We start from the raw sequence: 17,783 nt of genomic DNA on the forward strand, positions 1-17,783 counted from the left end.
GCGCCGCCCCACCCCGCAGCGGCATAATCGGCGTACAACCGCGAACGGTTGTACGCCCTACGCGCCGCGATCGAACACCAGCGTCGCTTCCAGCCCACCTCCCTCGCGATTACGCAGCTCCAGCCGGCCATGGTGAGCCGCGGCGATGGTCTGGGCGATGCTCAATCCCAATCCATAGCCGCCGGTGGAGCGGTTGCGCGATTGTTCCAGGCGATAGAAAGGCTCGGTCACCCGCACCAGTTGCTCTGGTGCAATCCCCGGCCCGCGATCCAGCACACGGATGCACAGAGCCTGCGTACTGTCCTCAACCTCGACTTCGGCGCCACCGGCATAACGGATGGCATTCTCCAGCAGGTTGAGCAGCGCCCGCTGCAGACTCAGCGGGTATCCGGCCAGCGGTTGCAGCGCGCGACCGGACAGCGAAACCTGCTCGCCGTGCTCCTCGAAATCCGCTTGCAGGCTCTGCAGCAGCGCATTCACGTCGAGGTTCTGGCGCGCCTCGTCCAGGTCGCTGCCACTGATGAAATCCAGGGTGGCGGTGACCATGCCTTCCATGTCGTCGAGGTCCTTGCGCATCTTCTGTCGCGCAGTCTCGTCGTCGAGCATCTCGGTGCGCAGGCGCAGCCGGGTGATCGGTGAACGCAGGTCGTGGGACACCGCAGCCAGAAAGCGCATGCGTTCGCCAAGACTGTGGATCAGCCGCTGCTGCATGGCGTTGAAGGCGCGGGCCGCGCGGCGTACTTCCAGCGGACCTTCTTCAACCAGCGGCGGGCGCTGGATGTCCTGGCCCAGTGCTTCGGCGGCACGCGCCAGCTTGTCCAGCGGGCCGATGGCCAGGCGTACCGCCAGCAACGCCAGGAGCACGACGACGATGATCCGCAGCAGGTACAGGCGCAACAGGTAGTCCAGCGCCACGTCGAGGGTCGACTGGCTGCTCCAGCCCTGACCTTCGATCATCGCGATGCGCAGCCAGCGGCCATCGTCCAGCGGCGCTTCCAGCAGCAGGTGTGCCTTGGCGCCATTGCCGGTGAACAGCCCACTAAGTCGGCTGCGCTCTTCGGCACCATCCTGTAGCTCGACGCGCAGCAGACGCAGGCCTTGAGCGTCGCCACCCTGATCGTGAACGGCGCGACGCAGCAGGCGCTCGGCCGCCGGGTCGAAGGAGCCATCCGGCTCATCCGCCGAATCCACCAGGCGCGCCTCGAACCCCGGCCGGTCAAGCGCCTCCAGCGCCTGCTGGAGATCACCTGGCTGGCGCTGGTGCAGGTGTTGCAGGTCGGTCAGCCGTGCAGCCGCCAGACGCAGGGGAATCTCCAGCGCCTGGGTGTGACGCACGTCGTACCAGATGCTGCCGGTGAGTACCTGGGCGGCGATCATTCCGCCCACCAGGATCACCACCAGCCGCCCGAACAGCGTGCGCGGCCACAGACGCATCAGGCGCTGACCACGTCTTCGGCAGTGAGCATATAGCCCTGGTTGCGCACGGTGCGGATCAGCCTCGGCGACTTCGGGTCATCTTCCAGGTGCTGGCGCAAGCGGCTGACGCAGACGTCGACGGCACGGTCGAACGGCAGGCGCTCCTTGTCGAACACCTGGCGCAGCAGGAAGTCCCGGCTCAGCGGCCGATTGGGATGCTGCAGCAGCAGGCGCAACAGGCGGAAGTCCGAGCCGGCCAGCGCAATGCTCAGGCCGGCCGGCGAGCGCAGGTGGCGGGCGCGGGTGTCCAGTTCCCAGCCGGCGAAGCGCAGGATCGCCGCCTCGTCCACCTGGGCGCGCTGCGGGAAGCTCTGCACACGACGCAACACCACCTTGATCCGCGCCAGCAGCTCGCGCGGGTCGAAGGGCTTGGGCAGATAGTCGTCAGCGCCCATCTCCAGGCCGATGATGCGGTCGATCAGCGTACCGCGCGCGGTGAGCATGATCACCGGCACGTCGCTGCGCGCGCGCAGGTCGCGGCACAGGGTCAGGCCGTCCTCGCCGGGCAGCATCAGGTCGAGCACCACCAGGTCCACCGGCTGTACTTCGAGCTGGCGTTGCATCTCACGGCCATCGGCGGCGGCGGACACCTGGTAGCCCATGCCCTTGAGGTAATCGGCCAACAGCTGGCGGATCTCGGGGTCGTCGTCGACGACGAGGATGTGGTCTGGCCTGGACATCGGGGAGCTCGCGGTGGGTCGCTATCGTTCCGGCTGTCGGCGCGGGCTGCACGGCGCAAATGTAATGGAATGTTGTGGCGCGGGATTTCACGCCGACCCAATACAAAGCCGTCCAGATCGTCCGCAGCAGCAGCGGTAGAGTGGTTTTGCAAATGCGATTAATTCTACTTCATGCCCAGGTCGTTCCGCATGCCCTTCCTGTCGTCTAGCGCTTCCCGTTCCCGTCTGAGCCGTTCCCTTGCCACCCTCGCCCTGCTCTGCCTCGGCTGGTTCGGCCTCGCCCTGCCCGCCCAGGCTCTCACCGTCACCGACGTGCTCGGGCGCAAGGTCGAGATCAGCGGCAACGCCCAGCGCGTGGTGCTGGGCGAAGGCCGGCTGTTCTTCGCCCTGGCCCTGCTCGACCGCGACAACCCGTTCCAGCGTGTGGTCGGCTGGCAGAACGATGTGCGCCTGCTCGACCCGCACACCTTCGACGTCTACGCCCAGCGCTTCCCCCAGGTGAAGCAGATCCCGCTGATCGGCCAGGCCTCGGAGCAGAGCGTCAGCGCCGAGCAGATCCTTGCGCTGAAGCCGGACCTCGCCGTCTTCAGCATTGCCGGCGAAGGCCCGACCCAGCACAGCCCGATCGCCGACATCCTCGCCGCCGCCGGCGTGCCAGTGGTGTTCGTCGACTTCCGCGTGCATCCCATCGAGGGCGTGCGCACCAGCCTTACCGCGCTGGGCGCGGCGCTCGGGCGCCAGGCCGAGGCGGACCAGTACCTGAAGTTCTACGACGCCCACCTGCAGCGCATTCGCGATGGCGTAGCCGGCCTGGATGACGCGCACAAGCCCAGCGTGTTCCTCGAACTGCTGGCCGGCGTCTGGCAGGCGCCGGGCCACACCACCGGCAAGAGCGGGCTGGGCAGCGTGATCGACACCGTCGGTGGACGCAACATCGCGGCCGGCGTAGTACCCGGTGCGCTGGGCGACATCAGCGTGGAGTATGCGCTGTCGGCAAAACCGGATATCTACATCGCCACCGGCAACCGCCAGCCGGGGCTGATCCTGGGCGCCGGCGTCAGCCAGCAGCAGGCCCGCGAGAGCCTGGGCAAAGTCCTGCAACGCCCCGAGTTCGCCAGCCTCGACGCCATCCGCAATGGCAAGGCCCATGGCCTCTGGCACGACTTCTACAACTCGCCGTTCAACATCCTCGCCATCGAGGCCATGGCCCGCTGGGTCCATCCGGAACGCTTCCAGGACCTGGACCCGGCGAAAACCCAGGCGCAGATCAACCAGGACTTCCTGCGCATCGGGCTGGACGGCACCTACTGGATCGACGCTGGCCAGCCTGAATGAACGTTGCCGTCGACAAGATCGACCTGCAGCTGGCGCGCCGTGAGCGCCAGCTGCAACTGCGCCGCCGTGGCGCGGTGCTGGTCGTGCTGCTTGCCCTGCTGCTGGGCTCCCTGGCCTGGGACCTGCTCAGCGGGCCGTCCGGGCTGACACCTGCCGAGCTGTTTCATGGCCTGCTGCACCCGGCGCAGCTGGAACCAAGCCAGCGGGTAATCATCTGGAACGTGCGCCTGCCCTACGCGGTGATGGCGCTGCTGGTGGGTGGCGCGCTGGCACTGGCCGGCGCGGAAATGCAGACCATCCTCGACAACCCGCTGGCCAGCCCCTTCACCCTCGGCGTGTCGTCTTCGGCCGCCCTCGGCGCCTCCCTGGCGATCTTCTTCCACCTGGGCAACGCCTGGCTCTCGGCCAACGCCGCCGTGTCACTGGCGGCCTTCATCTTCGCCTGTCTGTCACTGGTGCTGCTGCAACTGCTCTCGCGCCTGCGCGGCGGCGGCGTGGAAAGCCTGGTGCTGTTCGGCATCGCCCTGGTGTTCAGCTGCAACGCGGCGGTGGCGCTGCTGCAGATGATGGCCAGCGAAGACGTGCTGCAACAGCTGGTGTTCTGGACCCTCGGCAGCCTCGCCCGCGCCGACTGGCACAAGGCCGGTGCGCTGGCGCTGGTACTTGCGCTCTGCCTGCCCTTCTCCCAGGCCGCCGCCTCGAGGCTCACCGTGCTGCGCATGGGCGAGGACCGCGCCCGTAGCCTGGGCGTGGACGTGCGTCGCCTGCGTCGCTTCGCCCTGCTGCGCATCTGCCTGCTGTCGGCGTGCGCGGTGGCCTTCGTCGGTACCATCGGCTTCATCGGCCTGGTCGGCCCGCATATCGCGCGGCTGTTGATCGGCGAGGACCAGCGCTTCTACCTGCCGGCCAGCGCCCTGGTCGGTGCGCTGCTGCTGTCGCTGTCGTCGGTGGCCAGCAAGCTGTTGATGCCGGGGCTGATCGTCCCGGTGGGGATCGTCACCGCGCTGGTCGGCGTGCCGGTATTCGTCGTGCTGGTGTGCCGGGGAGGACGTAACGCATGAGCCTACTCGCGAAGGACCTGACGGTCGCCTACCGCCGTCACACGGTCGTCCACGGCGTGACCTTGCCGGAGCTGAAACGCGGCACCCTCACCGCCCTGATCGGCCCCAACGGCGCGGGCAAGTCGACACTGTTGCGCGGCCTCGCCGGGCTGGAGCGTGTGCGTGGGGAACTCAGCCTCGACGGCCACTCACTGACCGCGCTGTCCGTCGGCGAGCGCAGCCGGCGCATCGCCTACATGCCACAGCACTTGCCCGGCGGCATCGCCCTGAGCGTACTCGACGCCCTGCTCGCCAGCCTGCGGGTCAACCCGTTCGATGACACCTTGCGCCGCGCCGACCCTCTAGCGGCGGCCCTTGAAGCGCTGCGTCGGGTCGGCATCCTGCACCTGCGCGATCAGCGCCTGGACCGCCTCTCCGGCGGCCAGCGGCAGATGGTCAGCCTGGCCCAGCTGCTGGCGCAACGCCCGCAGGTGTTGCTACTGGACGAGCCCACCAGCGCGCTGGACCTGAACTACCAGCTGCGGGTCATGCAGTGCGTGCAGGAGGAGGTGCGTCAGCACGGCCTGATCGCCATCGCCGTACTCCACGATATCGGCCTCGCCGCGCGCTACGCTGATCAGCTGGCGGTGCTGCACCAGGGCCGGCAGGTGGCAGCGGGCACCGCCGAGTCGATCCTCACGCCGCCGCTGTTCAGCCAGGTCTATGGTGTACAGGCGCGGGTGGAGCGCTGCTCGCGGCAGACACTGCAGATCATCATCGACGAGGTAGCCTGCTGAGCCTTCAGCCCTCGCGGCGCTCCGGCTGGGTAGCGTGTACGAACACCGTGTAGGTGTCCGCCGGGTGCGCCACGCCGGCCTGGTCCAGCGCGCGGGCGATGGAACCGCGGTGGTAGGTAGCGTGGTTGAGGATGTGGAAGAACATCTCTTCGCGGGTCAGGCTACCGCTGCGACCATCCGTGAAGCGGAAGCGGATGACCTCCCGCGCACAGTCCGGGGTCAGCGCGGCCAACTGCTCGACGTACCACTGGCCGGAAGTCAGCAGGCGTTCGCGCAGTTCGTCGTAGCCGGGTACTGCCTGGGTATTGGTGGCCGGGTGCGGGTCCGTCTCGCCGCTCAGGCGCGCGCGGAACAGGTCCTCGACGATGGCCATGTGGTTGAGCTGCTGGAGCGCAAAAGCGTGCTCCTCGGGAAAGCGCTCGCGGTCGATCCGGGCGATGGCGTCCAGCGCCCGGCGGTCCGACCAGCATTTGTAGGCGAAGGCCTGGGTCAGCATCGCAACTCCTTGGTCAGCGGCCGTTGAAGTGGAAGGCGGCACTCTAGCGCATCCGGGGCTTGGGTTGTTTCGGTCCTGCTGCCAGACTGGCAACAGCCCCAAGGACGATTCGCTGCCATGAAAAACCCCGATATAGAAGCCATCCGCGCCTTCCTGCTGGTCGCCGACCTGAAGAGTTTCACCCGCGCTGCCGAAGTCACCGGTGCCACCCAGGCAGCCATCAGCCTGAAGATCAAGCGCCTGGAAGAATCCCTCGGCCGCCCGCTGCTGGAACGCACGCCGCGCCGCGTCACCCTGTCGGCCCACGGCTCGGTATTCCTCCCCAGCGCGCGCCGCCTGCTGGCGAGCTACGACGAGACGCTGCGCTGCTTCGATTCACCGCGCCGCACCCTGCGTATCGGCGTGAGCCATCACATCCTCGGCGCGGACCTGAGCCATTGGCTGCGACGTCTGGCGCTGGCCGATCCGGAAGTAATCGTGGCCTTCAGCCTCGGCACCTCGCGGCAGATGCTGGAGAGCTACGAGGAAGGCGCACTGGATATCGCGCTGATCCTTCGCCACGACAACCGCCGCCAGGATGGCGAGGTGATCGGCAGCGAACGCTTCGGCTGGATGGCCGCCGAGTCCTTCGAGCTGGAAGAAGGTGCGATGCTGCCCCTGGCGATCCAGCCGGCGCCCTGCGGTATGCGCAGCATGGTTGAAACCGCGCTGCAGACGCAGAGTCGCCGCTGGAGCGAGGCCTTCGTCGGCTCGGGGATCCTCGCCATCGGCGCGGCGGTGTCTGCCGGTATCGGCATCGGCGCCATGGTCGAACGCATGGCACCGGCAGGCTGCCTGGATGTACGGGAGCGCTTCGGCTTGCCGGAGCTACCGCCCCGCGACGTGGTGCTCTACAGCGCCCATCGCGACGCCCAGACCCGCGCCCTGATCGACACATTGAGCCAGGCCATCGCCGCTTGAGCCTCAGTGCAGGAGCACACCCACGCGCGCCAGGAACAACGCCAGCGCGACGATCAGCGAACCGCACAGGGCGACGGCGGCAAAGTGGGTGAAAGCGAAATCGCGGGGTTCGATCGGGTCGCGGTCCATGAACAGCACTTCCTGGGCGGCAATTGGGAGCCGCCAGTATCGAAAGTGCCGTTCGGGACAAACAGCGCGCGCCGGCTATTTCAGTGATAAGCGAAACGCTTCAGTAGCCCGCCTGACGATCCACGGTATGCAGCAGCTCGTCGCCTGCGAGGTCGCGCAGGATATTCTTCGCCACCACCGCCGCACCGCCTTCCACTTGCATGGTGCTGGCGATGTGCGGGGTAACCCAGACGCGTGGATGCGACCACAGCGGATGCCCCTCCGGCAATGGCTCCTGCTGGAAGACGTCAAGGATTGCCGCGCTGACCTGCCCCGCGTCCAGTGCCGCGACCAGATCGGCTTCCACCACGTGCTCGCCCCGGCCGACATTGATCAGCCCGGCGCCCTTGGGCAATTGCGTCAGGGTTTCGTGGTTGAGGATGCCGCGCGTACTGTCGGTCAGCGGTAGCAGGTTGACCAGGATGTCGCACTGGGACAGGAAGCTCCCGAGTTCGTCGGGACCGGTGTAGGTCTTCACCCCGTCGATGTTCCGCTCCGAGCGGTTCCAGCCCAGCAGCTGGAATTTCAGGTGCCGCAGCTGGGCCAGGCAGGCCTGGCCCAGCTGGCCAAGGCCCATCACGCCGACACGGCTGGACGATGCCGGAAGGATGCTCAGCGACTCCCAGACCTGACTGGCCTGGGCCACACGGTAAGCCGGCATCTCGCGGTGCAGCGCCAGCGCGGACATCACCACGAACTCGGCCATGATGTCCGCCAGGGAGTCATCGACCATCCGCACCAGCGCGACCGACTCGGGGATTCTGGAGAGGTCGAACTGATCCACTCCGGCGCCCGCCGCGAACAAGACGCGCAGGCTCGTGTAGCGCTCGGTATCGGCGACGGCCTTCCAGGTCAGCAGGTAGGTGACCCGCGCCGGGTCGACCGCCTCGAAGCCTTCGACGAACTCCAGGTCCGGCACCTGGGCGGCCAGCAGGGTTCGCCACGTATCGGCATGTTCGGGCTCGGCGTTGTAAAGAAAGATCACGTCCTGTTCCTCACTCTTGTTCTCTGCACGTCCGGCCAGTTAACCAGCCGGCCAGCGCGAGGCATACCACTGGCGAAGTACTGCGGGCCCGCAGACCGACCCGCCCCGCTCACTTGGCCGAGCGGACGCAGCCGAAGCGTACTTCCTTCGATGGCGAGTGGCCGAAGAACGAGGTGTAGCACTTGCTGAAATGGCTGGGCGACACGAAACCGCAAGCCAGCGCCACCTCCACCAGCGACAGGTCGGAATGCTGCAGCAGGCGTCGGCTCTCGGTGATGCGCAGCTCCAGGTAATAGCGCACCGGCGAAGTGCCCAGTTGTTCCTGGAACAGCCTCTCCAGCTGACGCTTGGAGCGCCCCACGCACTCGGAGAGCTGGTCCGTGCTCAGCGGTTCCTCGATGTTCGCGCTCATCAGGTTGAGCACATCGCGCAGCGGCTGGGTCATCTTCTCGTGCAGCGCCGGGCGGGTGCGGCGGTAGCGCGACTCCTCGAAGGCAAGGATGTCGACAATGCCCTCCACCAGTTCGCGGCCGTGCAGGTTGTGAATCCACTCCAGCACCAGGTTGAAGGCACCGGTCGGGCTGCCGGCGGTGAGGCGATTGCGGTCGAGGATGTAGCTCTCGGCAGTTACCACGCTGTGCTGCGCAACCTCTGCCAGTGCAGCGCGATTCTCCGGGTGTATCGCGCACTTGCGGCCGTCCAGCAGCCCGGCCTTGCCGAGGAACCAGGCGCCGTTCCACAGGCCGGCCAGGGCGATGCCGCGTTCGTCGGCAAGCTGCAGCAGGCGGCTGAGGCCCGGCAGATCCTTGAGCGGCGTGCGCAGGCCACCGCAGACCACCAGCAGGTCCATGTCCAGGTGCTTGCCTTCCAGCGCCGCCGCCGGGCAGATGACCAGCCCCAGGTCGCTGGTTACGGACTCGCCGTCGAGGCTGAACGTCCGCGTGGCGAAAGCGCCTTCGCGGATCAGGTTGGCCGTGACCAAGGTGTCCAGCGCCTGGGTGAAGGCCGGTAGCGAGAAGTTCTCCAGCAGTACGAAACCGACTTTGCGCTGGCGCTGCGGCTCGCCTTTGCGGTCATCGACAAAGCGCAGGTTCTGCCCCTGCATGGACTCACTGAATTGCCTTCTTTCCACCGCTGCCTGCCTCTGGGAATATTTCTTGGCTGGCGCTGCGGCTCGGGCAAGCAACTGCGCGATAACCCGGTTCGGAGCCGACCCTGCCTCTTGTGCATCGGGATTATACAAGCGCTCCCACGCCCGACCATGTCTTCCTTGTGCCGGTGCCTCGCTTGCAACAGCTCAATCCTCCGCGCCACGCTTCGCACTCCGGTTGCAGGACTTCGCCAAAGCCTGTCCTGCCAATTCCATCCTGCGCCGCTGCCTGGCTGCAGGGCCAGCGCTTTGGCCGGCGCGGCCATGGGGCGAGTGACACGGCGCACACTAGACTGCAGCGACTCAACAGAAGGAGTGGCACATGGATTTCAATCACCAAGTGGTCTGGATCACCGGGGCTTCCTCCGGTATTGGCGAGGCCCTGGCCCGCCTGCTTCTGCAACAGGGCGCGCGTGTCATTCTTTCCGGCCGGCGTGAAGCCGCGCTGCAAGCCGTCGCCGAGCAGGCGCCGCAGCGCGCCCTGGTACTGCCTTTCGAAAGTACCGACTACGCCGCGCTGCCAAGCGTGGTGGAGCAGGCCTGGGCCTGGCAGGGGCATGTCGACTGCCTGATCAACAACGCCGGTGTGAGCCAGCGCAGCCTGGCCCTGGATACTCGCTTCGAGGTCTACCGTGAGCTGATGGAGGTCGACTACCTCGCGCCAGTGGCCCTGACCCAACTGCTGCTGCCGCGCCTGGTCGCTCGGGGTAAAGGCCAGTTGGCGGTGGTCAGCTCGGTAGCCGGCAAGGTCGGCGCTCCGTTGCGTACCGGCTACTGCGGGGCCAAGCATGCCGTGATCGGCTACTTCGAAGCCTTGCGCGCCGAGGTGGAACAGGCCCATGGCATTGGTGTCAGCGTAATCCTGCCCGGCTCGGTGCGCACCGGTGTAGCGGTCAACGCATTGGGTGGCGACGGTGCCCGTCGCGGCCGCTCCGACGTGAATATCGATAACGGCATGCCCGCCGAGGAAGCTGCCCGGCGCATCGTCGAAGGGCTGGCAGCTGGCGTGCGCAGTATCGAAGTGGCCGAGGGAACCGAAAAGATCGCCTTGCACCTGCGCAGCGTCGATCCGGAGCGACTGTTCACCCTCACCGCCGCCGAAGGCGCACGTCTGGCCCAGGAGCGAACCCTCAACGGCCATGCCGATATCGATCCGGGAGCCGTGCAGCGACTCGACAGCTGAGACTCGGTGCCGGAATGGAAAAAGCCCAGGTTTGCACCGGGGCTTTTTCTTCAGTGGCGTCCGGCAAGCGCTGAACGCCCCGCCATGCGACGAGACGCAGCGCCCCCTTTCCAGCAGCAGTACCAGGTCCGGCAGGCAAAGGTCAGAAACAGCCCCGTGTGGTCATAGCAAACCGGGCTACGCTCCTCCAGTCGACCCCTGGAGAGTTCACCATGATCCGCTCCCTGCTGACTGCATCCCTGCTGGTGATCCTGAGTATTCCGGCCCAGGCCGGCGTCGTGGCTTTCCCCTCCTCCTTCCGGACCCAGAACATTGCCGTAGACGGCACGACGATCCACGTGCGCGTCGGCGGCAGTGGGCCGGCGGTGGTGCTTCTGCATGGCTTCGGCGATACCGGCGACATGTGGGCGCCGCTGGCCAAGGACCTGGCCAAGGACCACACCGTCGTGGTGCCGGACCTGCGCGGCATGGGCCTGTCATCGATTCCCGCCAGCGGTTACGACAAGAAGACCCAGGCAGGCGATGTCCGCGCCGTGCTGGATTCGCTGGGCATCGAGCATTCCGTCGTGATCGGGCATGACATCGGCACCATGGTGGCTTACGCCTATGCGGCGCGTTATCCGCAGCAGACCGAGCGACTGGTGGTGATGGACGCTCCGGTGCCCGGCATCCCGCCGTGGAATGACATCGTCCGCTCGCCGATGCTCTGGCACTTCGACTTCGGCGGCGCCGACATGGAGCGGCTGGTGTCCGGACGCGAACGCATCTACCTGGATCGATTCTGGAACGAGTTCGCCGGCGACCCGCACAAGGTCGACGAGGCTACCCGGCAGCATTACGCCAAACTCTATGCGCGCCCCGGCGCGATGCACGCGGCCTTCTCGCAGTTCCGCAGCATTCGCCAGGATGCACTGGACAACGAGGTGTCGAACAAGACACGGCTGACGATGCCGGTGCTTGCCGTCGGGGGGGAAAAGTCTTTCGGCGCCAATGAAGCCATCGTCATGCGCAATGCCGCCGACAACGTCACCGAAGTGGTGGTGCCCGGTGCGGGTCACTGGCTGATGGAAGAGGCGCCGGCGCAGACGATCCAGGCCATTCGAACCTTCATTTCGCCTTGACGCCGGCCCTTCAAGCAACCGGTGTTGGCCGCCTTGAAGTGCGGCTTTCGCCGTGGTCTGCGCAGGGGCGCAAAGGCCGCGCCCTCAACCGGGAGCCTTCACTTCCGGGTCGTTTCAACACGACAACTTCACTGCCGTCTGTCACAGAATTCCTACACTTCGGTTGACCGTCAAAACCTGCGCCACTAGATTCCTACCCTTCTTTCGCCGGGGGGCGCTGCGCTCCGGCGATCACAACGGCAAAGGAATGTCCGTCATGCTCAAGCCCCTCAGGCCCTGGCTGCCTGCCCTGCTGCTTTGCAGCCCGCTCGCCGCGCAAGCGGAAGGTCCCTCTGGCGATTTCTGGCTGATTCACCAACAGGGCAGCCTCTACAAGAACGAAATCTTCGTCGTCGATGGCGACCCCGCCAACATCTACGATCGCAAGAACGGCGTGCGCTCGCTGGGCGTCTATCAGTTCTACGAGGAAGGCGCCAAACCGACCTTCACCGCCTATGACGTCGAGGTCGACTGCGCGAAGAACCGCGTGCGCCTCAACGGCGCACAGAACTACGACAAGTTCTACAACGATATCCGTCCGAAGAAGGTTTCCAAGGAGTGGCAGAAGAAGCCCGAGGCCTGGATCGCCCAGAGCCGCGACTTCCTCTGCAAGCCGGACGCGCACGTCGAGCAGAAGATGTACCCGCTGGGCAAGATGCCGATGACGCAGCTGGTCTCGGCCGCCCCTGGCCTGTTCCAACTGCAGAACCGCGAGCACGCCAAGAACCTGATCCTGCAGATGGTCGACAAGGGCTTCGAGCAGATGCCCGTCAAGAACGCACCGGCCAAGGAGGGCGTGCAATGAAAGGACTACTGGCACTGGGGATGATCGCCATCCTGCTCGGCGGCTGCTCCGCCATTCCCACCCTGCCCGAGGCGCAGGCGCGCAGTTACTGGAAGGGCCGTCCGGCTGGCGACGCCATCGACCACTTCGGGGCACCCAGCGATATCGGTCTGGCGCCGGAGAATGACTGGGTCGTGCTGATCTACCGCCGCGACACTTCCTATGTCTCGCGTGAAGCGCTCGGCACCTACACCGGCCCGCAGAACGGCCAGCTGGTGCATACCGAATACTGGGGCGATGTGGTGCACTCGGCCAGCTGCGAAATCCGCGTGGCCATCAACCGCGCCCGGCAGGTGGACTACCTGCTGACCCGCGGCAATTGCGGCGGCATCTCGCTGAAGCCGGAAGCCTGAGCACAGGCTTCCTCATCAAGGAGGAGACGAAACCATGGCAAACATGGGCTACCTGGCAAAAGCCGTATTTCCGTTACTCGGCCTCGCGGCCATCAGTTCGCAGGCCTCCGCCGAAGAGGTCAAGGTGACGGAGCTGCTGCGCAGCGGCTATGAAGTGAAGGCCGCCTACGTGGCGCCAGGACGAGTCACCCAGATCCACTTTCTGATCCTGCAGAAAGGCACGTCGGTCTACCAGTGCGGGACCTACGAAAGCGGCGCGCCGCTGCAGCGCTACTACGACTACTCCAATACCTACTCCTGCTCGCAGGTCGGGGACTGGGTGCCAAAGAACTGAGCGATTCCCGCCCAAGGGCACTGATCACTGCGACGGTCAGCATCCAGTGTGCTGGCCGGGCCGCTCGCTCAATACCGTCAAGGACGACCTTCCATGAAACTGCCCCTGCTGGCCGCCAGCCTGCTGTTTGCCTGCACCCTCGCCCACGCCGCCGACCAGCCGACCGTTCCCAAGCCCCTGGAGGAACAGGTCAGCCGCCTGGTGGAGCTGTACAAGGACAGCTTCGCCACCGGCTACCCCGAAGCCACCCATGTGCAGACCTTGAAGACTGGCCAGAACAGCGAGATCACCCTGGCGGTGTTCACCATCGAAGGCTTCGACATGGGCAACAACTACAGCCAGTACCTGGCCGTGTTTTCCTCCACGCCGAACGAAGAAGGCCAGGAGCATTACAGCCTGCTCGATGCGATGCAGATCGGCGGCGGTGGCTGGCGCTCGATCGAGAAGCTGGACGCCCGGCTGGTTGCCGATCCGTCGGGCAGGCGTACCCTGATCGACATCCCGGTGATGGAGAACACCGATGACGATTCGCCGAACTTCCCCAGCCGCGCCGGCGTGATCCACCTGGCCCTGGAAGGTTCGCAGACGCCCCGGCTGGTGGAGCAGAACTGAGGCCGAGCATCTGAAGTACCAGGCCCGATACCAAGTCGATAACAAGCCGCTCTAAATTTCTCTCCCCGGCAGCCGCCATTGCGGATACCCATCCTCAACGGAAGCCTGTCCATGACTACCATCAGCGCTGTCAGCGCCACCAACGTTCGCTATACCACCGCCTCGACTTCGACCACCTCCACCGTCTCCGTGAGCAGCGAAGACAGCACCACCAGCGATGCCACTGGCACCTCTCAGGCCACTGCCAGCTCGTCGGCGCAGTCCGCGAACGGAGCAGCCGGTGGCGGTGCTGCTGGCGCGAGCGGCAGCTCCGACAGCAGTTCAGACACCACCCTGGACAAGCTCAAGCAGGCCATGGAACAGGCGCAGAAGGAGCTGGAAGAAGCCGAGCAGGAACTGGCCAAGGCCAGCCAGGGCGGCGGCCAGACCGAGGAAGAGCAGCAGGCCCAGCAGATCGCCGCACAAGCCGCGCAGGCACGAGTTTCGTCCGCTTCAGCAGCGGTGGCGGCGGCTACCGCCGCCTACTCCGAAGCCCTGACCGAGTCGGGCAGCAGCACCAGCGGCACCTCGGTGAACACCTCCGCGTGAAGCCATCCGGCCAGCTTTCGGCGCTGCCAAGGCTGGCCGTTCCTCACTCCTTCCTCATCCCGCTTCAGCGAGCGGCGGCCCCTTCGTTCATCAGGTAGGTCACCAGCTGCCGTGCATGGGACGACAGCGCATCCCAGTCAGCGACGCAGATGCGTAGCTCACGAGTGGCCCAGGCGTCGGCGAGCGCCACCACCACGGCCGGCAGTTCCTGCGCCATACGTGTGGCGGCCGCCTCCGGGAGCATGGCCACGCCCACCCGTTGGGCGACCAGCTGGGCAATGGCATCGAAGCTCGGTGCGCGCACCCGCACCTTGAGCGGCATGGCATTGCGCACCGCCATGGCCTCGACAAAGCGCTGCATGGCGCGTTCGGCCGGCAGGCAGACGAAGGGAAAACTCAGCGCATCGCGCAAGCTCGGCAGGTGCTGGCTGGCCAACGGATGGTCCTGCGGGACCAGCAGCACCAGCTTGTCGTTACGAAACGGCAGCGACAGCAAGCCAGCAGTGGGCAGGTTACCGTCGTAGACGCCAATGTCGATCTGCCCTTCCTGCACGGCACGCAGCACATCCTTGCTGTTCTGCTCGGTCAGTTGCAGGTCCACTTCCGGGTAATCCGCCAGGAACGGCCCCAGCGCAGTGGGCAGGAAAGTGCTGTTGGCCACCGTGGAAGCCGCCAGGCGCAGGGTGATGCGCCGCTCTCCGCTCAGCTCCTGCAAGGTATCCCTGAGCTGCCGGGCCTCCTTCAGTACGCGCTGGGCGGCTTCGAGCACCAGGCGGCCGGTCGGCGTGAGGGTCATGCCGTCACTGTGCCGGGCGAACAGGGAGAGCCCGCAGCGCTCCTCGAACAGACGCAGGCGATTGCTCGCAGCCGAAACAGCCACGGGCACCGACGCCGCCGCCTTGCTCAGGCTGCCGGTGCTGGCGATGGCCGCGATCAGTCGCAGATCGGCGAGATCGAAATGCATGAAGCGTTCTCCAAATACGAAAGCCATGTTCGCCAAGTTGCGATTCTAGCGGGGCGGCCTTCTCTCTAGAATAAAGCCTTTCTTCTGCCTTGCACCTGTGCCGCCATGAATAGCCTGACCTCTCTGTACCAGCGCAGCCTGCGCAACGGCGTATTCTTCGCCGTGCTGTCCGCCACTGGCTTCAGCCTCAAGGCTGTCTTCGTGAAGCTCTCCTACGCTACCGCACCGGTGGATGCGGTGACCGTGCTGGCGATCCGCATGGGCCTGGCGCTGCCGCTGTTCCTCTGGCTGATCTGGCTGAGCCGGAGCCCGGAGCAGGCCCGCCTGACGCTGGCCGATGGCTTGCGCATCCTGCTGCTCGGGTTGTTCGGCTATTACCTGTCCAGCCTGTTCGACTTCTATGGCCTGCAGTACATCAGCGCCGGGCTGGAACGGCTGATCCTGTTCACCTACCCGACCCTGGTGCTGCTCCTGCAGATGGCCGTGAACCGCGAACGTCCCGACTCCCGCACGCTGGCGGCCATGGGCTTGTGCTACCTGGGCCTGGGCATCGCGCTGGTGCACGACATCCGCGTGGAAGGCGCCGATGGGCAGATCCTGCTGGGCGCCCTCTGGGTCTTCGCCAGCGCCGTGACCTATGCCCTCTACTACATGGGCACGGCCGCCGTGGTGCGGCGCGTGGGCTCGATGCGACTGGCGGGACTGGCCGGCGGTGCGTCGTCAGTGATGGTGCTGATCCACTACGCGGTGAGCGGCAATGTGCAGCAACTGGCAACCTTGCCCGGCGCTGTATGGGTCCACGGCTCGCTGATGGCGCTGATCTCCACCGTGCTGCCGATCTACTGGATGGCCCTGGCGATCCAGCGCATGGGTGCCACCCACGCGGCCGCCTTTGGCAACCTGGGCCCGGTACTGACCGTGTTCGCTTCCTGGGCTCTGCTGGGCGAGGCAATCACGGTGTACCAGATTGCCGGACTGGCACTGGTGCTGTTCGGGGTATCGCGGTTGTCCGGGGCCAAGGCGGCTGCGCCGAAGCAGCAAGCCGGGGATTGCAAGGCCACCGGCTGAGCACATGTGCTCAGATGCCCCGTCAGCTCACCGCGGACGAAACGCACTCGACGTGCCAGTAGCGTCTCGGCACTGGCACGTCGGGAGCGACTACTGCACGTTGCCGCTGTCGAGCTGACGCTCTTTCTCAGCTAGACCGTTGGCCAGCGTGGCCAGCTTGGTATCGGGGGCATTGCTGGGCAGCGGGTCGACACCGGCCGAGGCGAACACCTGGCCGTAGCTGTTGCGCAGTTCTGCATAGGCCAGGTCGCGGCGCAGATCGGCCTGCAACGCATTGAGCTCGCCCTGGATCAATTCCAGGTCGCCGATCCCCTGCGCCTGACGACGGTTGCGCAGCTGGCCGACGATCTGGTTGTCCAGGCTGGCCAGTTCCTGGGTGGTGACGAACTGGCGGCGTGCCTCGTTGTAGTTGGCGTTAGCCACGTAGAGCTGAGCCAGGATCGCCATCGACATGGCCTGCCGACGCGCGACGTTGACGTTTTCGCCAGCCTTCGCGACGTCGATGGCCGCCGGAGCAGACAACACGTTGAACAGATTCCAGGTGACCTTGACGCCATAGTCGGCCCAACGATTGTTGACCAGGAAGCTGTTGGAGTCGTAATGCCCGCCGGCGGAGAACTCCAGGCCCGGCAGCAGGCGCAGCATGGCCTTGCGGGTTTCTGCGGCGCTGATGCGCGCCTGGTAGTCCTGTTCGCGCAGTTCGGGGCGGCTGGCCAGTGCCTGCTGCTCCAGCTGTTCGATCCCCACCTTGAGGTCCGGTACGTCGTAGCCCTCCGGCGCCGCGAGGGTCAGCTCGGTACCCAGCGGCAGGTTGATCAGGGTGGCCAGTTCGGTCTTGGCCAGGGACAACGCGCGGCGCTGCTCTTCCAGCTGGCGGCTGGCTTCGATCAGTGCGCGCTGGTAACCCAGCGCCTGGACCGGGTCGCCGATGCGCTGCTGGCTCATCTGCTGGCTGTCCTTGCGCGCGCTGTCGACGCGGGCCATCAGACTGTCGATGCGATCGAGCAGGCGCTGCGCGGCCACGGCTCGCCAGTAGGCCGAGCGCACGTCCTGGATGATGGTCTGCACCACCTTGCGCCGACGCTCCTGGACGATCAGGCGCTGGTCGGCCTGCTGCTTGGCGCTGACATAGCTGACGCCGAAGTCGAGCACGTTCCACACCATGGTCAGGTCAGCGACGTCGCGGTCGCGGTCCTGCGAGGTGGACGGTTCCAGCGACTGGGTGTTGGTCAGCACGCTCTGGCTGCTGGAGGCGCTCTGATTGTTGCGCCCGGCGTAACCCGCCTCGAGCGCCATGCGCGGCAGCATGTCGAAGGTCGCGAGGTCTAGCTGCCGGCGCGACAGCGCCTCCTCCATCACCTTCAGGCGCGACTCGAGGTTGTACTTCACCGCACGGGCCATGGCGTCGTGCAGGGTGAGCGGGCCGCTGAGCGGCTCCTGGTCCTTGAACATCGCCTGCAGGTCGTCGCGGGCGCGTTGCTCGCTGACACTGCGGTCGATCGGTTGCGTGGTCACTGCACAGCCGCTGACGGCTAGCGCCAACAGGCTGATCCCCAGCAAGGTCGTGTGTTTTTTCATCCCTGGCCGTCC

Annotated in this window: 20 protein-coding genes; 12 read left to right on the forward strand and 8 right to left on the reverse strand. The window is 66.1% G+C overall.

Annotated features, from left to right (window positions below; translation table 11 throughout):
- Nucleotides 1-57: 57 nt before the first annotated feature.
- Nucleotides 58-1,434, reverse strand: coding sequence for an ATP-binding protein (locus ACKI1H_RS22075; RefSeq protein WP_440466322.1), 1,377 nt, complete (start codon nucleotides 1,432-1,434; stop codon nucleotides 58-60).
- Nucleotides 1,434-2,156 carry a response regulator gene (locus ACKI1H_RS22080; RefSeq protein ID WP_440466323.1) on the reverse strand — a complete coding sequence of 241 codons (723 nt, stop codon included), beginning with the start codon at nucleotides 2,154-2,156 and terminating at the stop codon, nucleotides 1,434-1,436. The genes ACKI1H_RS22075 and ACKI1H_RS22080 overlap by 1 nt, the downstream gene beginning before the upstream one ends.
- Before the next feature lie 189 nt (nucleotides 2,157-2,345).
- On the opposite strand from ACKI1H_RS22080, the gene ACKI1H_RS22085 reads away from it, so the two are divergent.
- Genes ACKI1H_RS22085 through ACKI1H_RS22095 form a run of 3 tightly spaced genes read left to right on the forward strand, consistent with a single transcriptional unit; the run spans nucleotide 2,346 to nucleotide 5,328 of the window.
- Nucleotides 2,346-3,491 carry an ABC transporter substrate-binding protein gene (locus ACKI1H_RS22085; protein ID WP_440466324.1) on the forward strand — a complete coding sequence of 382 codons (1,146 nt, stop codon included), beginning with the start codon at nucleotides 2,346-2,348 and terminating at the stop codon, nucleotides 3,489-3,491.
- On the forward strand, nucleotides 3,488-4,552 hold the full coding sequence (locus ACKI1H_RS22090) for a FecCD family ABC transporter permease (protein WP_440466325.1): 1,065 nt from the start codon (nucleotides 3,488-3,490) through the stop codon (nucleotides 4,550-4,552). The genes ACKI1H_RS22085 and ACKI1H_RS22090 overlap by 4 nt, the downstream gene beginning before the upstream one ends.
- Entirely contained in the window at nucleotides 4,549-5,328 is a 780-nt protein-coding gene (locus ACKI1H_RS22095) for an ABC transporter ATP-binding protein (RefSeq protein WP_440466326.1), read from the forward strand. Before ACKI1H_RS22090 ends, ACKI1H_RS22095 begins: the two co-directional genes overlap by 4 nt.
- A gap of 4 nt (nucleotides 5,329-5,332) precedes the next feature.
- Here the strand turns inward: ACKI1H_RS22095 and ACKI1H_RS22100 are convergent, their stop codons facing one another.
- Nucleotides 5,333-5,824 (reverse strand): DinB family protein, encoded by a 492-nt coding sequence (locus ACKI1H_RS22100; protein ID WP_138520982.1) that lies wholly within the window; start codon nucleotides 5,822-5,824, stop codon nucleotides 5,333-5,335.
- Between the two features lie 117 nt (nucleotides 5,825-5,941).
- Between ACKI1H_RS22100 and ACKI1H_RS22105 the strand changes: the two genes are divergently transcribed.
- On the forward strand, nucleotides 5,942-6,784 hold the full coding sequence (locus tag ACKI1H_RS22105) for a LysR family transcriptional regulator (RefSeq protein WP_138520983.1): 843 nt from the start codon (nucleotides 5,942-5,944) through the stop codon (nucleotides 6,782-6,784).
- A gap of 3 nt (nucleotides 6,785-6,787) precedes the next feature.
- Here ACKI1H_RS22105 and ACKI1H_RS22110 read toward each other — a convergent pair whose 3' ends face one another.
- From ACKI1H_RS22110 to ACKI1H_RS22120, 3 genes are all read right to left on the reverse strand, one after another.
- Nucleotides 6,788-6,913, reverse strand: a complete 126-nt coding sequence (locus ACKI1H_RS22110) for a hypothetical protein (protein WP_440466327.1) — start codon at nucleotides 6,911-6,913, stop codon at nucleotides 6,788-6,790.
- A 100-nt stretch (nucleotides 6,914-7,013) separates the two neighbouring features.
- Nucleotides 7,014-7,937 carry a 2-hydroxyacid dehydrogenase gene (locus ACKI1H_RS22115; RefSeq protein WP_440466328.1) on the reverse strand — a complete coding sequence of 308 codons (924 nt, stop codon included), beginning with the start codon at nucleotides 7,935-7,937 and terminating at the stop codon, nucleotides 7,014-7,016.
- Nucleotides 7,938-8,046: 109 nt separating this feature from the next.
- Entirely contained in the window at nucleotides 8,047-9,069 is a 1,023-nt protein-coding gene (locus tag ACKI1H_RS22120; RefSeq protein ID WP_440466329.1) for a GlxA family transcriptional regulator, read from the reverse strand.
- A gap of 340 nt (nucleotides 9,070-9,409) precedes the next feature.
- Between ACKI1H_RS22120 and ACKI1H_RS22125 the strand changes: the two genes are divergently transcribed.
- From ACKI1H_RS22125 to ACKI1H_RS22155, 7 genes are all read left to right on the forward strand, one after another.
- On the forward strand, nucleotides 9,410-10,270 hold the full coding sequence (locus tag ACKI1H_RS22125; protein WP_440466330.1) for an SDR family NAD(P)-dependent oxidoreductase: 861 nt from the start codon (nucleotides 9,410-9,412) through the stop codon (nucleotides 10,268-10,270).
- Between the two features lie 212 nt (nucleotides 10,271-10,482).
- Nucleotides 10,483-11,391: an alpha/beta fold hydrolase gene (locus ACKI1H_RS22130; RefSeq protein ID WP_440466331.1), complete on the forward strand. Its 909-nt coding sequence runs from the start codon at nucleotides 10,483-10,485 to the stop codon at nucleotides 11,389-11,391.
- Between the two features lie 256 nt (nucleotides 11,392-11,647).
- On the forward strand, nucleotides 11,648-12,235 hold the full coding sequence (locus ACKI1H_RS22135) for a hypothetical protein (RefSeq protein WP_440466332.1): 588 nt from the start codon (nucleotides 11,648-11,650) through the stop codon (nucleotides 12,233-12,235).
- On the forward strand, nucleotides 12,232-12,627 hold the full coding sequence (locus ACKI1H_RS22140) for a hypothetical protein (protein ID WP_138520988.1): 396 nt from the start codon (nucleotides 12,232-12,234) through the stop codon (nucleotides 12,625-12,627). The genes ACKI1H_RS22135 and ACKI1H_RS22140 overlap by 4 nt, the downstream gene beginning before the upstream one ends.
- 34 nt (nucleotides 12,628-12,661) lie before the next feature.
- On the forward strand, nucleotides 12,662-12,961 hold the full coding sequence (locus ACKI1H_RS22145) for a hypothetical protein (protein ID WP_138520989.1): 300 nt from the start codon (nucleotides 12,662-12,664) through the stop codon (nucleotides 12,959-12,961).
- A 93-nt stretch (nucleotides 12,962-13,054) separates the two neighbouring features.
- Nucleotides 13,055-13,573, forward strand: a complete 519-nt coding sequence (locus ACKI1H_RS22150) for a hypothetical protein (protein WP_440466333.1) — start codon at nucleotides 13,055-13,057, stop codon at nucleotides 13,571-13,573.
- A 111-nt stretch (nucleotides 13,574-13,684) separates the two neighbouring features.
- The gene (locus tag ACKI1H_RS22155) at nucleotides 13,685-14,161 is read left to right on the forward strand and encodes a hypothetical protein (protein WP_440466334.1); all 477 of its coding nucleotides are present in this window, start codon (nucleotides 13,685-13,687) and stop codon (nucleotides 14,159-14,161) included.
- 64 nt (nucleotides 14,162-14,225) lie between these two features.
- Here the strand turns inward: ACKI1H_RS22155 and ACKI1H_RS22160 are convergent, their stop codons facing one another.
- Nucleotides 14,226-15,125: a LysR family transcriptional regulator gene (locus tag ACKI1H_RS22160; protein WP_440466335.1), complete on the reverse strand. Its 900-nt coding sequence runs from the start codon at nucleotides 15,123-15,125 to the stop codon at nucleotides 14,226-14,228.
- Nucleotides 15,126-15,230: 105 nt separating this feature from the next.
- On the opposite strand from ACKI1H_RS22160, the gene ACKI1H_RS22165 reads away from it, so the two are divergent.
- Nucleotides 15,231-16,193 (forward strand): DMT family transporter, encoded by a 963-nt coding sequence (locus tag ACKI1H_RS22165; protein WP_440466336.1) that lies wholly within the window; start codon nucleotides 15,231-15,233, stop codon nucleotides 16,191-16,193.
- A gap of 90 nt (nucleotides 16,194-16,283) precedes the next feature.
- Here ACKI1H_RS22165 and ACKI1H_RS22170 read toward each other — a convergent pair whose 3' ends face one another.
- On the reverse strand, nucleotides 16,284-17,771 hold the full coding sequence (locus ACKI1H_RS22170) for a TolC family protein (RefSeq protein WP_440466337.1): 1,488 nt from the start codon (nucleotides 17,769-17,771) through the stop codon (nucleotides 16,284-16,286).
- Nucleotides 17,772-17,783: the final 12 nt, after the last annotated feature.

Source organism: Pseudomonas sp. YH-1, from assembly GCF_051990045.1.
GTDB classification, from domain to species: domain Bacteria; phylum Pseudomonadota; class Gammaproteobacteria; order Pseudomonadales; family Pseudomonadaceae; genus Pseudomonas; species Pseudomonas nicosulfuronedens.

What these genes read in the sequence shown, in the direction of transcription:
- ACKI1H_RS22075 (WP_440466322.1), bottom strand. Translation starts at nt 1,434, where the DNA reads ATGCGTCTGTGGCCGCGCACGCTGTTCGGGCGGCTGGTGGTGATCCTG.
- ACKI1H_RS22080 (WP_440466323.1), bottom strand. Translation starts at nt 2,156, where the DNA reads ATGTCCAGGCCAGACCACATCCTCGTCGTCGACGACGACCCCGAGATC.
- ACKI1H_RS22085 (WP_440466324.1), top strand. Translation starts at nt 2,346, where the DNA reads ATGCCCTTCCTGTCGTCTAGCGCTTCCCGTTCCCGTCTGAGCCGTTCC.
- ACKI1H_RS22090 (WP_440466325.1), top strand. Translation starts at nt 3,488, where the DNA reads ATGAACGTTGCCGTCGACAAGATCGACCTGCAGCTGGCGCGCCGTGAG.
- ACKI1H_RS22095 (WP_440466326.1), top strand. Translation starts at nt 4,549, where the DNA reads ATGAGCCTACTCGCGAAGGACCTGACGGTCGCCTACCGCCGTCACACG.
- ACKI1H_RS22100 (WP_138520982.1), bottom strand. Translation starts at nt 5,824, where the DNA reads ATGCTGACCCAGGCCTTCGCCTACAAATGCTGGTCGGACCGCCGGGCG.
- ACKI1H_RS22105 (WP_138520983.1), top strand. Translation starts at nt 5,942, where the DNA reads ATGAAAAACCCCGATATAGAAGCCATCCGCGCCTTCCTGCTGGTCGCC.
- ACKI1H_RS22110 (WP_440466327.1), bottom strand. Translation starts at nt 6,913, where the DNA reads ATGGACCGCGACCCGATCGAACCCCGCGATTTCGCTTTCACCCACTTT.
- ACKI1H_RS22125 (WP_440466330.1), top strand. Translation starts at nt 9,410, where the DNA reads ATGGATTTCAATCACCAAGTGGTCTGGATCACCGGGGCTTCCTCCGGT.
- ACKI1H_RS22130 (WP_440466331.1), top strand. Translation starts at nt 10,483, where the DNA reads ATGATCCGCTCCCTGCTGACTGCATCCCTGCTGGTGATCCTGAGTATT.
- ACKI1H_RS22135 (WP_440466332.1), top strand. Translation starts at nt 11,648, where the DNA reads ATGCTCAAGCCCCTCAGGCCCTGGCTGCCTGCCCTGCTGCTTTGCAGC.
- ACKI1H_RS22140 (WP_138520988.1), top strand. Translation starts at nt 12,232, where the DNA reads ATGAAAGGACTACTGGCACTGGGGATGATCGCCATCCTGCTCGGCGGC.
- ACKI1H_RS22145 (WP_138520989.1), top strand. Translation starts at nt 12,662, where the DNA reads ATGGCAAACATGGGCTACCTGGCAAAAGCCGTATTTCCGTTACTCGGC.
- ACKI1H_RS22150 (WP_440466333.1), top strand. Translation starts at nt 13,055, where the DNA reads ATGAAACTGCCCCTGCTGGCCGCCAGCCTGCTGTTTGCCTGCACCCTC.
- ACKI1H_RS22155 (WP_440466334.1), top strand. Translation starts at nt 13,685, where the DNA reads ATGACTACCATCAGCGCTGTCAGCGCCACCAACGTTCGCTATACCACC.
- ACKI1H_RS22160 (WP_440466335.1), bottom strand. Translation starts at nt 15,125, where the DNA reads ATGCATTTCGATCTCGCCGATCTGCGACTGATCGCGGCCATCGCCAGC.
- ACKI1H_RS22165 (WP_440466336.1), top strand. Translation starts at nt 15,231, where the DNA reads ATGAATAGCCTGACCTCTCTGTACCAGCGCAGCCTGCGCAACGGCGTA.
- ACKI1H_RS22170 (WP_440466337.1), bottom strand. Translation starts at nt 17,771, where the DNA reads ATGAAAAAACACACGACCTTGCTGGGGATCAGCCTGTTGGCGCTAGCC.